This window comes from Actinokineospora globicatena, from assembly GCF_024171945.1.
GTDB lineage: Bacteria > Actinomycetota > Actinomycetes > Mycobacteriales > Pseudonocardiaceae > Actinokineospora > Actinokineospora globicatena.
This window is the reverse complement of sequence record NZ_JAMTCR010000004.1, coordinates 525,534-539,968: the sequence shown is the minus strand read 5'-3', so window position 1 is coordinate 539,968 and position 14,435 is coordinate 525,534. Positions and strand designations below refer to the sequence as shown.

Sequence of the window (14,435 nt, the reverse complement as noted above, 5' to 3'; positions counted from 1 at the left end):
CGAGATGACGCTCCACCTCTTGCCTCGCGCGAGACCGCCAGCGCCACCGGGCGATTTGCTACGGCAAATTGCTATGTGCGGGCGACCGCCGCCCGTGGCTAGCGTCGGCCGGGACCGGATCTTGACGACCCGGTCCTAGGGAGGAGAACCATGCGAGTGCTGGTCACCGGGGCGACGGGGAACGTCGGTCGGCACGTGGTCGACGAACTGCTGGCCGCCGGGGTGGCGGTGCGGGCGATGACCAGGCGTCCCGAGACCGCGAGGTTCGCGGAAGACGTCGAGGTGGTCGGGGGCGATCTGGACGCCCCCGAGACGCTGGAGGGCGCGTTCGAAGGGGTCGACGGCCTCTACCTGTTCGCGGCTGGCAAGACTGCGAGCGTGCTCGAGCAGGCCAAGAGGGCTGGGGTGACCCGCGTGGTGCTCTTGTCGTCGGCGTCGGTGGGGTTCGGCGACGAGCAGGTAGGTGAGTCACATCGCGTAGCGGAGGAGGCGGTGGAGGACTCCGGCCTGGAGTGGACACATCTGAGGCCGGGGATGTTCGCGACCAACTTGCTGGAGTGGGCGGCGTCGATCCGCGAGGAGGGCGTGGTCCGCGAGCCGTACGGGTTGTCCGCGCAGACCGCGATCCACGAGGTCGACATCGCCGAGGTAGCGGTAGCGGCACTGACCACCGATCGGCACGTGGGCCAGGTGCTGGCGCTCACCGGGCCGCAGGTGCAGACCAAGGTCGAGCAAGCGCGGACGATCGGCGCGGCCATCGGTAGGGAGATCAGGTTCGAGGAGTTGACGCCGGAGCAGTGGAAGGCAGAACTGCCGGAGGAGGTTCCTGGGTGGGTCGCGGATTGGCTGTTGGCGGTCTGGGCTGGAGCTACCGAGATCCCGGAGACGGCACTGTCAACTGTGGAGGACGTCCTGGGCAAGCCAGCGAGGACGTTGGCACAGTGGGCGGCTGACCACGCTGACGACTTCCGCTAGGAGATAGCGCAAACGACGAGGACGGCCGTTGTCGCTGCCTCGGCGTTAGCGCCGAAGACGTCTCCGGTAACTCCGCCGAAGCGGCGGTGGAGGTGATGAGTCAACGCGACCACCACCACCGCCGCTAGAGCGACTCCTGCCGGACCTAGCAGCGGAACCCCGGGGACCACGAAGACCCCGGCGACGCAGAGCGCGAACGCCCAGACGATAGGTACGGCCACAGGCTGTGTTCCGGCAACTAGCGCGCCGAAGCCTTCCGGTCGCGCGGCGGGCACCCCGTGGCGGCAGCACCAGGAGAAGGCCGCCCTGCCAACTGTAAGAGCAAGAACGACAGCAGGTAGTCGTCCAGACGCGCTCAGTGTGGCGAGCGACGCCGCTTGCACTCCGATGACGATGACCAAGGCGACTGCGGCGAAAGCGCCGATCCCACCCTCCTTCATCACCGTGAGCGCGCGTTCAGGGGGCCCGTAGCAACCAAGACCATCCGCGGTGTCCGCTAGCCCGTCGAGATGCATGCCTCGGGTCAGTAGCGCGATCGCGCCTACCGCGAGAAGACCAGCGACCAGCGCCGGTACGCCGACCTCTCGAAGGCAGAACAAGAGTCCTGCGGTCACGACGCCCAACGCGAGACCGACCACCGGCGCGGTGGCGATGGCCCACCTACGAGCGTCCAGGTCGGTCCGCTGCGCGGGGACCGGTAGGACGGTGAGCCAGTGGAAGGACAACCGCAGGCCGTCTAGAGCAACCATCAGCGCAACCTCAGTGGGATACCGGCTACGAGTAAGAGAACCTCGTCGCATTGTGCGGCTAGATCGGCGTTGAGTGCACCCAACTCGTCTCGGAAGAGGCGGCCCGCGCTGGTGGACGGCACGACCCCGAGACCCACCTCGGCGGATACCAGCACCAACCGCGCCCGGCACTGGGCGACGGCCGCGACGAGGTCGTCCATGACGGTGATCGGCCGGTTCGCGCGATCCCAGCCGGTGTCGTCGAGCACGCCGGTGACCCAGGTCGCGATGTCGTCGACGAGGATCGGCGGGTCGCCCGGATCGGCGGAGCGCAGGAAGGCCGCGAGGGCGGAGGCGACGGGGACCTCGGTGGTGCGCCAGTGGGCGGGCCTGCGGGCGACGTGCTCGGCGATGCGGGCCGACCACTCGGCGTCACCGGGGTCGCGGCGCGCGGTGGCGAGGTAGTCGACCGGTCCGTCGCCACGCAGCAGGCCCTCGGCGTGCGCGGACTTGCCGGACCGCGTGCCGCCGAGCACGAGGGTCCGCTGCGGCTGGCTGTCCATCGGGCCATCCTGTCAGCCGCGGTCGGGTGATCGACCCGGGCCCGGTTAGGGTCTTGGCATGGACGCGACGCGAGTGGAGATCATCGGGATCGGCGCCGGTGACCCCGACCACGTGACGGTCGGCGCGGTGGCCGCGATGACCCGGGCCGACGTGTTCTTCTTCCTGGACAAGCCGGACGCGGCCGGGGAGCTCTCGGACCTGCGGCAGGTGATCCTCGACGCGCACGTCCCCGCTGGCGGTTACCGGCTCGCGCGGGTGCAGGACCCGCAGCGGGTGCGCACCGAGGCGGGCTACGGCGAGGCGGTCGCGGACTGGCGCAAGCGGCGAGCGGACGCGTGCGAGCGGTTGATCGCGGACAACCTGGCACCCGGTGAGACCGGGGCGTTCCTGGTCTGGGGTGACCCTTCGCTCTACGACAGCATCATCTCGGTCGTGGATGACATTCGCGCGCGCGGGAACCTGGAGTTCGAGGTGCTCGTCCACCCGGGCATCAGCAGTGTCTCCGCGTTGGCCGCGCGCTGTCACACCACCCTCAACCAGGTAGGCGGAGCGGTGCAGGTGACAACCGGGCGGCGGTTGGAACAAGCGTGGCCGGACGGCGTAGACGACGTCGTGGTGATGCTCGACGCCAGGGACGCTTACCTCGCCTACGCGAACGACCCCGACATCCACATTCACTGGGGTGCTTATGTGGGAACGGCGGACGAGATCATCGTGTCGGGCCCGCTGTCTGAGGTAGCCGAGCAGATCAGGGACACGCGCGAGAAGGCCCGGCAGGACAAGGGCTGGATCATGGACACCTACCTGCTCCGCCGTAAGAGGTCCTCAGTGGACTAACTGGGCGTGGTGCAGCAGCTCGCCGAACTGGTGGGCGTGTTGCTTCGCGTAAGCCCAGTAGGCGTCCTGAGCAAGCTCGATCACGGACGCCGCGTGCTCGCCCAGTGGTCCCTCGCGGCGGTAAGCCAAGACGTGGCGCATCTCGACAGGGCTACCTGCCAGAGGGCGCACGACGATGCCGTCGCCACCGCGGTACACAGCTTGGCACGCTGTGACCGCGCGGTTATGGGCTACCAGGTCACGGATGGACTCGGTGCTGGGCGAGGTATACCGGACGCGCGGTGTGAACCCGGCGTGCTCGCAGGCCGCGTGGAAGCAGTCTGGCCATCCCGCGCCATCGGACGGCGTCATCACCCACGTGCGATCAGCGAGATCCGGTAGCGCTATCTCGCTGTTCTCGACCAGGGGATCGCATTCCGCTAAGGCCACGAAGATGGGTTCACGCGCGATGGTGGTGCACTCGATGTCGGGCGTAGAGGAGAGTTCGTACCCCGGGTAGTCGACCGTGGCGATGGCGTCGAGCCTGTCCGCCGCGATGAGGTCCCAGAGCAGGCGCGGCGAGTACTCCATGGTCAGGCGCACCTCTATACCGGTCAGGGTCTCCCCTATCCGCTCCGCTAGCCCTACCGACACTGAGCCGACCGCGCCGCCTAGAGCGATCACGGGCTCGCTCGCGTCGAAGTAGCGGGCAGCGCCACGGTGCAGATCGGCGACGCTGTGCAGGATCGCCCGTGCGCGCGAGAGCACGAACTCGCCGACGACCGTCGGTGCCATCCCCCGCGGCCCCCGCGCGAAGAGCGGCGCGCCGATCTCGGCCTCGACCCGCCGGAGCCGGGCGGTGAGGGCTGGCTGCGACAACCGCAGCACGGTGGCCGCCTTGGTGAGGCTGCCGGTCTCGGCGATGACGCAGACCGTCCGCAGGTGGCGCAGCTCCAGTTCCATCCGCCGAGCCTAGGTCTGGCACTCGGCGCCGTTCAACAGATCAGAGCCACTCATAAAACCGGGTTATGCAATCTGTGATTACCCGGGTGCTCGGCGTGCGGGCGATAGTGGGCGGGCTCTGCGCTCCCGTCCCCCCTGCGTGGTTCCCTGCCTGAACGGAGCATCATGCGCACGAAGTCCCTGCTCGCCGCCGTGGCGGCGGCCGGTATCGCCGCCGGTGTCGTGGCCGCGATCCAGCCCGCCGCCACCGCGGCACCCGATCCCGCCCCCGCGGCGGCCACCGTCGTCAAGGAGGTCTTCTCCCCCGACGGCAAGATCAGCCAGGCGCGCGTCCCCGCGCCCGTGGCCTCGGCAGCCCCGCTCGCCGCGGTCAGCGCCGACGTCGTCACCATCCAGCAGGCCGGTCCGTCGAGCTCGAAGTTCGACCTCGTGTTCGTCGGCGACGGCTACACCTCGGCCCAGCTGGCCACCTACCACCAGCACGTGCTCAACCGCTGGAACGAGCTGATCCAGGTCGAGCCGTTCAAGTCGATGAAGAACTCGTTCAACGTGTGGCAGGTCAACGTGGTCTCCGCGCAGTCCGGTGTGGACAACGACCCGAGCAAGGGGGTGAGCCGCAGCACCGCGCTGGACATGTACTTCTGGTGCGGCGACATGGAGCGGTTGCTGTGCGTCAACGAGACCAAGGCCAAGCAGTACGCCGCGCTGGCGCCCGGGGCCGACCAGGTGCTGGCCGTGGCCAACAGCACGAAGTACGGCGGCGCCGGTGGCGGGGTCGCGACCTCGTCGGGCGGCAACGCCCAGTCCGGCCAGATCGTGGCGCACGAACTGGGCCACTCCATCGGCGGCCTCGCTGACGAGTACGACTACCCCAACGACCTCTACACGGGCGCCGAGCCCCGCGAGGCCAACGTGTCCATCTACCCGAGCGCGACGATGACGCGCTACCGCGTCAAGTGGTACTCCTACATCGGGAAGGCCTCCCCCGACGGTGGCGTTATCGGCACCTACCAGGGCGGCTACTACTACAAGCGTGGTGTCTACCGGCCAACCGACAACTCGTTGATGCGGAGCCTAGGGCGCCCGTTCAACCTGATCGGTCTCGACATCATGAAGGCAGCGATCGCCCGCAAGGCGCCTGCCCGCTAGGTGCTACCGGTCGCGGGCTTCGGTCCGCGACCGGTTAGTCCCACTCCCAACGGATGCCGTGAACGCCAGGCGGCGCATCGGGCACGGCGATGTGGGTGGTCATACTCGGGCCTAGAGGGAGTTCGGCGTCGTTGGCGCTGAGACCCGTGGGGCTCTTGTAGTACCGATAGCAGCGCACCGGCGGTTGCTCACGGTCGAACGTGACCTGGATCAGCAGTTGGCGGGCCGGGGTCCGCAGACCGTACTGCGCGTAGTCAGTCGCTGGCGGAGGGCCTTCGTAGCCGATCTCGTAGGCGTAGACGTAGGTGTCCCCCGCGCGCAAGGGGTAGTCGAAGCGAAGCTCTACGGCGAGGAGTTCGGTCTCCAGGTCCGTGCGGACTCGCGCGGGACTGCAGCACTCGGTGGTGCGCAGCGTGGGGTGGTGGCCCTCGCCGTCCTGCGGGTGGAAGAAGCAGACCCAGCGGTCCACGCCGTTGACCCTGGCGGTCGCGACGACCTCGGTGCGCACCAACCGCTCGGTGCGGTCGGGACCGATGTGGACGTGCTGGTGCAGCGACATCAGGGCCAGCCGGGTGTTGCCCGCGAGGTCGATGCCGTCGCACGACTCGATCGCGGCCGTCGTGAGGTCCAGCGCGCTGGCCAGACCGGCCGCGGTGTCCTCGGCGGCCCGGGGGCGAGCGGGCGTGATCAGGCGCTCCAGAGCGGAGCGGGGCAGGCCGAGGCTGTCCTCCAGGGCGCGCACGGCCCGCAGCGAGCGGTCGCCGTCCGGGCGGCGGCCGCCCCGGCGCCAGTAGCTGAGAGTGGCCTGGCTGACCGTGGCACCGCGCAGCGCGACCCGCCGCTGGACCGCCTCCAGGCTCAAGCCGCGGCGACGGATCGCCAGGTCGAGCGCACGGTCGAACGGGCCCGCGCGCAGGGCGGCGGTCAGCTCGGCCGACAGGTCCTCCCCGTCGTCGGTGGTCGACGCGGCCATTGTCACAGTGCGCTCCTCCAGGGGTTGCTCAGCGGGGTGTCCCCACAGCATGAGCGCACGGCGGCGGCAGGCTCAAGGGTCGAGCCGAGGAAGCAATACACAGAATTGGATTCGGCTGCCGCGACGGCGATGTGAGAGGACCGGGCTGTCCCGGTCCTCTCACACAGCGCTATCGGGCAGACGCGCGACGACGGGTCAGCGCGACAAGAGCGACACCACTCAAGAGCAGCAGAACACCTACCCACGCAACCGAGGGACGGTAGATCCCGGTAGCAGCTAGAGCAGGCGCGTTGGCTCCCTGCGGCACGGGCGCCGCGCCATTGTTGCCGCCAGGGTTGAGAACCGGGTTGATGGTCGGCGGCGTGCTGGACGTCGTAGGCGTCGTGCAGTCCACCGTGGGCAGTGCGTTGCTCGCGCCTACCGAGCTCACCTTGGCGTAGCTGATTCCGACGATGCCGGGGATCGCGAGGCTGGTAGCGCTAACGGCACCAACATTGGATCCCGGCGTGGCGAAGATGGCGCCGCGGACGGCCTCAGCGGCGGTGCACCCTTGCTGGAGGCTGGTCAGGAACGCGACCGCCTTGTCGGCCTCGGCAGTCTTACCGGCCGCGCGCAAGGCCTGCGCGGCCAAGCCGGTAGAGGCGGCGTTGTCTACCGCGTCGGGCAGGCTCGACTTGAACCCGCCGGTGGCGGACTGCTGGCTGATCAACCAGGTGAGTCCGGCGGTGGCCGCGTCGGCGCGCCCCACGGCGAGCAGCGCCTGCACCGCGACTGCGGTGCCCTCCACATCGGACAGGCACGTGCTGTCGAGCGCGACCGGGAACCCGCCGTCCTGGCAGGCCGACGCGACCAGGAAGTCGACGGCCTTCGCGGGTGCCCCACCGGCCCGCTCCAGGGCCAGCACGGCCAGCGCCTGGCTGAGGCCATCGGACTGGTCCGGCTGGGCCGAGGCGTCGACGAAGCGGCCGGACGGGGCCTGCAGCGCGCCGAGCCCGGCGACCAGGTCGACCTCACCGAAGGACCTCGGGTCGAGCCCGCGCGACTCGGCGACGAGGGCGAGCTTGGCCAGCGGTCCGGCGTAGGACTCGGCGGCACCGTCCCCGACGTACTCCAGCACGGCGTCCGGCTCGGCGAGGAACGCGGCCGCCTTGGTCGCGGCGTCGGCACCCACCCCGGCGGCGTCGAGCGCGAGGACCACGTCAGCGGTGCCGTCGAAGTCGGGGGTGGCCGGGGCGCTCTCGACGTGGTCGCCGTCGACCAGCTGGCGCGCGAGCCACCCGGCGGCGGTGTCGTCGGCGGTGGCACCGGCCTGGGCGGCCGCGCCGAGAGGGGTCATCACGAGCGCGACAGCCGTGACGCCTGCCATGACTGCTGATCTGGGGCCAAGGCCCATGTCCTACGCCTCTCGCGCGGGAGGACAGTGGCCGACCCGGCGCACCCGGGCCACCCGCGGTCCTCGACAGTTCGGAGCACGCCGCGCCCGGCGGGGGCAGTGGGCTCCGCCGCCACATGGGCGGCCGACCTCGCGGGGCCAGCACCGGGCTCAGACCGGACTTTCCCCGTGTGGGCGCGGTTGCTTAACGCTTCGGATCATGCCCAACGGCGACTACGGACCGCAAGATCCGTTAGCGGCCACGAGCGCCACCACCCGTACGGCCCAACGGGCCAGAATCCCCTTGAGCGCCAACGGAAACGAGCGCGGTCGCGTCTACCGCACGCATGGACGTCGGCAGCCGTTAGTTGAAACGTGATCGACCCGGTACTCGGCGTTTGATCCAGTTAGCGCAACCGATCGCAGCCAATAAGAGCAATCAGTCCCGGCGTAGCACCAAGAGGGCGATGTCGTCGTCTTTGTTCTGACCGTAGGTGCTAAGCAATCGCTCGCACATCGACTCCGGGTCTTCGTCGGCCCGCATAGACGCGCGTAGGTGCTCCATGTCGGCGTCGAGGGGGGACGTGCGGCGCTCGATAAGCCCATCGGTCATCAGGACGACGGTCGTCCCAGAGGGGATGTCCACCGTGGTCGCCTCCGGGCGGGGTGTCTTGACCCCGAGCAACGCCCCGGGCAAGCGCAGGTAGCGCGCACTGGACGCGTCTACGACCAACGGCGGGATGTGACCCGCGTTCGCGATGGTTGCCTTACCCGCTACGGGATCCAGCACAAGCACGCACAGCGTCGTAAGACCCTCCGGGTGGAACCGGCGGAGCATCGCGTTAAGAAGCTCGACGATCAGGTCCGGCGGGTGGCCCTCGATCGCGTAAGCGCGCAGGGCGTGCCGGACCTCACCCATGACGCTGGCCGCCTCGATCGAGTGCCCGGTGACGTCACCGATGGCCACCAGCAACCGGTCCCCCAGCTCGGCGACCTCGTAGAAATCACCGCCGACCTGAGCGATGGTCGACGCGGGGACGTAGCGGGCCGCCATGGTCACCCCGGGCGAACGCGGCAAGCTGCTGGGCAGCAGGCTCCGCTGCAACGCGAGTGCGATGTCGTGTTCGTCGGCGAACGCCCGCAGCCCCTCAGCGGCAACGGCCGTAGTTAGTCCTATCTGGACCAACAGGTCTCGCTCCTCCTGCGCCACTACGGCTTTCGCCGGGAGCGCGACACAGGTAGCCGGGTGGTCCGACCTGGTGCGGGCCAAGACCGCGCAGGTATCGCCATCCGGCAACGTGCGGAACACGGAAGTGGTGCGCTCAGGCAGGACTTCCTCCGCGAGGCCGTCGAGCAAGCGCGTGTTCGACACCGTGACGTGGCTGCCCGCACCCTCGGTGCTCCCCCACAGCTCGGCGCCGTCGCGCAGCCGCACCAAGACGGTGGCGGCACTGTCGAGCACCGCCGCGGCACCCTGCACGGCGGCGGTGACCAGCGCCGGGAACGTGCGGGCCGCGTTGATCTCCAGGCTCGCGGCGGTGAGCAGGCTCAACCGGGCGGCCAGCCGCTCGGCCGCGATCCTGGCCCGGTAGTACCGCAGCGCGGCCTTCACCGTGGCCTGCAGCTCACCCGGGTCGACCGGCTCGCTCAGGTAGGCGTCGGCGCCCCTGGTCAGCCCGGCGGCGCGGTCGCTGGCCTCGATCAGGCTGGCGGACACGTGCACCACCGGCAGCGCCGCCGTCGCCGGGTCGCTCTTGATCGCCTCGCAGACCTCGAACCCGCTCATGTCCGGCAGGTTCACGTCCAGGATGACCAGGTCCACCTCGGACTCGCGCAGCGCGGCCAGCGCACCGGCCCCGGTGTCGGCCTCGATGATCTCGTGACCGCCGCGGCGCAGCCAACTTCCGGTGACGTACCTGCTGGCCTCGGTGTCGTCGACGACCAGGATGCGGGCGGGCCGGTCCTGGTCGAACCCGGCAGTCACGGCCTCGACTCTTCCGGCGCGGCGGCCAGCGCCCGGCGAACGCCGTCGCGGACCGAGTCGGAGGTCAGCTGCGAGGTGTGCAGCACCACCAGGCCGCCCTCCCGGTCCCGGTGCTCGGCCGACTGCACCGCCAGCACCGGGACACCGGCGAGCCGGGGCTCCCGGTGCAGCCCGGCGAGGCAGTCCTCGGCGTGCGGCGCGGCCAGGTCGAGCACCAGCAGGTCGGGCCGCTCGGCGGTGGCCATCAGCACCGCGCCGAGGCCGTCGGCGGTCTGCCGGATCGCGTCGACGAGCGGGCCCATCGCGGTGCTCAGCCGGGCACGCAGGGTGTCGTCCGCGGTGACCAGCAGCACCGACCGGGGCCTGGTCGGGGCCTCGGCCGCGAAAACAGGGAGTCGCACGGTGACAAGCGTGCCCTGACCAGGCGTACTCCGCAGATCGAGCGACCCGCCGAGCACCTCGGCCACGCTGCGCGCGTAGGGCAGCCCGAGGCCGGTGCCCGCCGCGCGCGCCTGCAGCGCGTTGGGCACCTGGTGGAACTCCTCGAAGACCTTGTCCAGGTGGTCGGCGGGGATGCCGATCCCGGTGTCGGCGACGGTGAACACCCAGTGCTCGCCGTCGGTGGTGGCGCTGACCCGCACCTCGCCGCGCTCGGTGAACTTGAGGCCGTTGGACACGAGGTTGCGCAGGATGTGCTGCAGCATCGTGTCGTCGGTGCGCAGGGCGGGGGCGTCAGGCAGCTCGTCGAACACGAGTTGGACCGCGCCGTCGCGGGCGGCGGGCGCGAACCCGTCACGCAGGTGCGCGAACAGCAGCCGCATGTCCACCTCGGACACCCGCGGCTGCAACCGGCCCGACTCGGCCTTGGCGACGTCGAGCAGGTCGTTGACCAGGGTCAGCAGGCCGCCGCCGGAGGTGCTGATCAGCTCCAGCTGCCTGCGCTGGTCGTCGGTGAGCGGGTCGGCGCCCGGTCCGAGCAGCAGGCGGGCCAGGCCGACGATCGAGTTGACCGGGGTCCGCACCTCGTGGCTGACATTGGACCAGAACCGGTTCTTGGCGTCGCTGGCCCTCTTGAGCTCGTTGCTCTTCTCGTCCAGCTCCGCGTAGAGGGCAACAACGCCGCGGTTGGTGTCGTCCAGCTCCTCGGTCAGCTCCGCATAGAGGGCGACGACACCGCGGTTGGTCTCTTCCAGTTCCGCGTTGAGCTGGAGGAGTTCCTCTTGCTTGCGTTCCAGGCTGTCCAGCGTCTGCAACAGCTCTTCGTTCTGGGCGCGCAACTCGTCGGCAGCGTTACCCGGCTGGAGGCTTCCCAGCTCGCCGCGCAAGTGGGCCGCCCCACGCACGTCGGGGAAGGTAGTCCCACCCGGCAACGCCTTGCGGACCCTGACGTGCACCATGCCGCGCCGGTTCTCGACCTTGACCTCGTCAAGGAGCCGTTCCGCTGTGGACCACCCCGGCTCCGACACCGGCGCGCTGGACAGGCCGGTGCCCAGCCGCACCACCAGCGACGCCACCGGGTCCTCGGTCAGTTCGAAGACCACCGTGAGGGGGATCTGACCAACGAGCAGGAGCCTGCCCAGGTCGCTCAGGGCCGTCGCGATCCGGATCTGGTCCTGGGTCTCCAGGCCGATCGCCCGTGCCACTTCCCGACCGCGCTGCCGGAGCAGGAACACGCCTTGCTCACCGGACAGCGACAGGGTCAACAGCTCGACGGCACTCATCGGGCACTCGCCTTGGCCACCACCACGGACGCGTCGTCCCGGCGGCCGCCCGCCTCGCGCAGGAGGTCCAGCGCGACCACCAGCGGGTCCGCGCTCCAGCGGTCGAGCGGGTCTGTCGTCCAGCGCTCGTTGAGCCCGTCGGAGTGCAGCACCACCACGGCGTCTTCGGGTAGTTCGTAGTCGAAGCGGCGGATCGTCCGTGCCTGGTAACCCGCGATGCCGGGGAGCGACACCATGCCGCGTTTGCGGTCGGTCACCACCGCGCCCGAGATGTTGCCCACGCCCGCGTAGCGCACCAGCGCGGCCACCGGGTCCAACTCGGCCACCGCGACCGCGCCGCCTCTAGTTCCGCTCATGCCACCGTGCAGCAGGCGCACCGCGTCTTCTGGGGTGGTCCAGTCGATGTCCAGGAAAGTCCGCACAGCCGCTTGCGATGCCGAGGCGGCGAGCGGTCCATGACCAGAACCGTCACAGAGCATCAACAGCAGTCGTTTACCCTGCCTGCGGATGGCGTAGGCGTCGCCGCAGATCTCCTCACCGCCCATGGGCCTCGTGACCCCAGCGGCGACAGCAGGCTCTATGCGCGCGGGGTGGCGCAAGTCGCGCGGACCGAACCGCGCGGTGAGGATCGTGCCCCTGCCGACGGTGGACCTGATCGCGTAGGTGTCCGACATGCGGGCCACGGCTCCGAGCCCGATACCCAGGGTGCCTGCGGTCGAGTGGCCGTCGAGGAAGGCCAGGGCCGGGTCCGCGATGCCGGGGCCGCGGTCGACGGAGGCGACCTCCACCTCCGCGTGCTCGGCCGTGCGCAGGGCGCGCAACAGCAGAACGCCCTGGTCGGCGTGCTTGGCCAGGTTCGTCGCCAGCTCGGTGACCACCAGCGCGACCTCGGCGACCCTGGTGGGGGTGAAGGCGAGCCGCTCGGCCAGCCCGGTCGCGGCCCGCCGCGCCGCCCCGACCGCGCTGAGCTCCTCGACCGGCAGCCAGCCGACATCCTCGGCGGTGGGCAGGTGGTCGGCGGGCGGACCCCCGGTCACCGCGACCACTTGACCACGGTGACCGTGGTGCCGCGCCCGACCTCGGTGTCCAGCTCGAACTCGTCGACGAGCCTGCGCGCCCCGCTGAGCCCGAGGCCCATGCCGCGCCCGCTGGTCCAGCCGTCGGTCAGCGCGAGGGCCGTGTCGGGGATGCCGGGGCCGGTGTCCTGGAAGCTCGCCCGGACGCCCTGGCGCCTGCCCTCGCCGAGCAGCTCGACGACGGCCGCACCCCCGCCGCCGTAGGTCAGGGTGTTGCGGGCGAGTTCGCTGGCCGCCGTCACCAGCTTGGTCTGGTCCACGAGCGACAGCTTCGCCCGTTGCGCGAAGGACCGCACGACCTGGCGCACCCGCACCACGTCCTCGTCGGCGGCGATGGGGATGTCCTCGCGCCCCGTCACCGGGGTGCTCGCTCGCCAAGTTCGGCGAGGATGGCCAGGCCCTTCTCCAGGTCGAGAGCGGTCCGCACCTCACCGAGGGTGAGGCCTAGCTCAACCAGCGTGATGGCCACCGCGGGCCGCATCCCGACCACGACGGTGTGCGCGTCGAAGAGCCGGGAGGTGGAGGCGATGGTGGCGAACATCCGGCCGATGAACGAGTCGACGATGTCGACGGCCGAGATGTCCAGGATGACGCCGTGCGCGCCGGTCGCGGTGATCTTCTCCGCCAGGTCCTCCTGCAGCGCGAGCACGTCGCGGTCCTGCAGGTCGACCTGGATGGAGGCGAGCAGGACGTCGCCGATCTTGAGGATGGGGATGCGCTCCACCGCGCTCACCCGCGCCGGTCGGCGGTGACCACGTCGACCCCGGAGCGGCGCAGCGCGTGCCGCAGGGCGTCGGCGAGCGAGGACTTGGTGGTGATGTCGCCGAACTCGATGCCCAGCGCGACGATGGTCTGCGCGATGTGCGGGCGAATGCCGGAGATCGTGCACTCCGCGCCCATCAGCCGCGCCGCCATCACGGTCTTGAGCAGGTGCTGGGCGACCTGGGTGTCCACCGCGAGCACACCGGTGATGTCGATGATCGCGTGCGCCGCGCCGGTGGTGACCAGCGCCTCGAGCAGCTTCTCCATCACGACCTGGGTGCGCGCGGAGTCCAGCGTGCCCACCAGCGGGACCGCCAGCACCCCGTCCCACAGCTTGACCACCGGGGTGGTCAGCTCGAGCAGCTGCTCGGCCTGCTCGTCGATGACCTCCTCGCGGGCCTTGGCGTAGGTCTCGAAGGTCTGCAGCCCGAGCGCGTCGAGCAGCTGGGAGAACACGACGACCTCGCGCAGGCCGCCTTGGGCGTCATCGCGGTCGACGAACTCGAACAGGGCCTGCTTGAGCGCGAACACCGCGATGGCGGTCTCCGACGGGGTGAACCCGGCACGCGCCCGGCGCCGCGACAGGTCGGCCAGCTGGCCGCGCAGCTCGGCGTAGGGCTCGGCCGCCACGTCCCGGGCGCCGCTGTCGACTCCGGAGAGCAGGGCGCCGTAGAGCTCGGACAGCTCGCGCTCCAGCTCCGCGGGGCTCAGGCGCCCCCGGAGAGGGGCGGCGGCCAGCTCGACCCACCGCGCGGTCAACGCCGCGGCACCGGTCCGCAGCAGATCCGCGAGGTTGTCCGAGCGCCCCGTTTCGATCGTCATCCTGCCTCCTAGTCGAGCCGACCGGCGGAGCTTAGCGCCGAGGGCGAAGGTGTGTTCGCGTTCGGGCCGCGCGTAGGCAGGGCTTGCACCTGGATGTCCGAACCGCGCGGGCGCCGTGAGCGGGCTGTTGGCTCAACCTGGGCTCGGGAACGTGAGAAGCCTAACCCGAGCGTGTGTTGGGCATCCGGACCGGGTAGACCGACCCCATGGACCTCGACGCGGTGCGTGCGTTCCTCACTGAGCGGCTCTCTGAAGACGAACGCAGGGCGGCCGCTGGGGGCGTCCCGCTGCTAGAGGAGGCCGAGCGGCTCGGCAGGCTCCACGTGCTGCGTAGTGACGACGGCACAGGGTTGCTCCTAGCGCCGATAGCGAGCCCTGGTGAGCCGGTGTCGTTCGCGGAGAAGGCCCCGTTGCTGCGCGCGGAGATCGCCGTCGCCGACGAGGACACCCTGCGGCTACTCGCGACCGCGTACGACGCGCACCACGGTTGGCAGGAAGAGTGGCGGGTGCAGCAGTAGGTTTCACCTGTC

The 14,435-nt window shown here is 70.3% G+C and carries 15 protein-coding genes; 4 read left to right on the top strand and 11 right to left on the bottom strand.

Annotation, left to right across the window (positions count from 1 at the left end; translation table 11 throughout):
• The first annotated feature begins 150 nt into the window (after positions 1–150).
• Positions 151–975: an SDR family oxidoreductase gene (locus LV79_RS21445; protein ID WP_253839847.1), complete on the top strand. Its 825-nt coding sequence runs from the start codon at positions 151–153 to the stop codon at positions 973–975.
• Here the strand turns inward: LV79_RS21445 and cobS are convergent.
• On the bottom strand, positions 972–1,724 hold the full coding sequence (gene cobS / locus LV79_RS21440; RefSeq protein WP_253839845.1) for an adenosylcobinamide-GDP ribazoletransferase: 753 nt from the start codon (positions 1,722–1,724) through the stop codon (positions 972–974). The genes LV79_RS21445 and cobS overlap by 4 nt on opposite strands.
• Positions 1,724–2,266, bottom strand: coding sequence for a bifunctional adenosylcobinamide kinase/adenosylcobinamide-phosphate guanylyltransferase (cobU, locus tag LV79_RS21435; protein ID WP_253839838.1), 543 nt, complete (start codon positions 2,264–2,266; stop codon positions 1,724–1,726). Before cobU ends, cobS begins: the two co-directional genes overlap by 1 nt.
• A gap of 58 nt (positions 2,267–2,324) precedes the next feature.
• Between cobU and cobF the strand changes: the two genes are divergently transcribed.
• On the top strand, positions 2,325–3,104 hold the full coding sequence (cobF, locus tag LV79_RS21430) for a precorrin-6A synthase (deacetylating) (RefSeq protein WP_253839831.1): 780 nt from the start codon (positions 2,325–2,327) through the stop codon (positions 3,102–3,104).
• On the opposite strand, the gene LV79_RS21425 is transcribed toward cobF, so the two are convergent.
• On the bottom strand, positions 3,093–4,046 hold the full coding sequence (locus LV79_RS21425) for a LysR family transcriptional regulator (protein ID WP_253839829.1): 954 nt from the start codon (positions 4,044–4,046) through the stop codon (positions 3,093–3,095). The genes cobF and LV79_RS21425 overlap by 12 nt on opposite strands.
• A gap of 165 nt (positions 4,047–4,211) precedes the next feature.
• On the opposite strand from LV79_RS21425, the gene LV79_RS21420 reads away from it, so the two are divergent.
• On the top strand, positions 4,212–5,195 hold the full coding sequence (locus LV79_RS21420; protein ID WP_253839825.1) for a M64 family metallopeptidase: 984 nt from the start codon (positions 4,212–4,214) through the stop codon (positions 5,193–5,195).
• 34 nt (positions 5,196–5,229) lie between these two features.
• Here the strand turns inward: LV79_RS21420 and LV79_RS21415 are convergent, their stop codons facing one another.
• From LV79_RS21415 to LV79_RS21380, 8 genes are all read right to left on the bottom strand, one after another.
• The gene (locus LV79_RS21415; RefSeq protein ID WP_253839823.1) at positions 5,230–6,174 is read right to left on the bottom strand and encodes a helix-turn-helix domain-containing protein; all 945 of its coding nucleotides are present in this window, start codon (positions 6,172–6,174) and stop codon (positions 5,230–5,232) included.
• 163 nt (positions 6,175–6,337) lie between these two features.
• Entirely contained in the window at positions 6,338–7,534 is a 1,197-nt protein-coding gene (locus LV79_RS21410; RefSeq protein WP_253839821.1) for a prenyltransferase/squalene oxidase repeat-containing protein, read from the bottom strand.
• Between the two features lie 445 nt (positions 7,535–7,979).
• The gene (locus LV79_RS21405) at positions 7,980–9,524 is read right to left on the bottom strand and encodes a fused response regulator/phosphatase (protein WP_253839813.1); all 1,545 of its coding nucleotides are present in this window, start codon (positions 9,522–9,524) and stop codon (positions 7,980–7,982) included.
• Positions 9,521–11,245, bottom strand: a complete 1,725-nt coding sequence (locus tag LV79_RS21400; RefSeq protein ID WP_253839811.1) for an ATP-binding protein — start codon at positions 11,243–11,245, stop codon at positions 9,521–9,523. Before LV79_RS21400 ends, LV79_RS21405 begins: the two co-directional genes overlap by 4 nt.
• Entirely contained in the window at positions 11,242–12,291 is a 1,050-nt protein-coding gene (locus LV79_RS21395; protein ID WP_253839809.1) for an ATP-binding SpoIIE family protein phosphatase, read from the bottom strand. The genes LV79_RS21400 and LV79_RS21395 overlap by 4 nt, the downstream gene beginning before the upstream one ends.
• Positions 12,279–12,680 carry an anti-sigma regulatory factor gene (locus LV79_RS21390; RefSeq protein ID WP_253839807.1) on the bottom strand — a complete coding sequence of 134 codons (402 nt, stop codon included), beginning with the start codon at positions 12,678–12,680 and terminating at the stop codon, positions 12,279–12,281. The genes LV79_RS21395 and LV79_RS21390 overlap by 13 nt, the downstream gene beginning before the upstream one ends.
• The gene (locus LV79_RS21385) at positions 12,677–13,045 is read right to left on the bottom strand and encodes an STAS domain-containing protein (protein WP_253839805.1); all 369 of its coding nucleotides are present in this window, start codon (positions 13,043–13,045) and stop codon (positions 12,677–12,679) included. Before LV79_RS21385 ends, LV79_RS21390 begins: the two co-directional genes overlap by 4 nt.
• 5 nt (positions 13,046–13,050) lie before the next feature.
• Positions 13,051–13,905 (bottom strand): STAS domain-containing protein, encoded by an 855-nt coding sequence (locus LV79_RS21380; protein ID WP_253839804.1) that lies wholly within the window; start codon positions 13,903–13,905, stop codon positions 13,051–13,053.
• A 206-nt stretch (positions 13,906–14,111) separates the two neighbouring features.
• Here LV79_RS21380 and LV79_RS21375 point away from each other — a divergent pair, with 206 nt between their 5' ends.
• The gene (locus tag LV79_RS21375) at positions 14,112–14,423 is read left to right on the top strand and encodes a DUF6221 family protein (RefSeq protein WP_253839802.1); all 312 of its coding nucleotides are present in this window, start codon (positions 14,112–14,114) and stop codon (positions 14,421–14,423) included.
• The last annotated feature ends 12 nt before the right edge of the window (positions 14,424–14,435 follow it).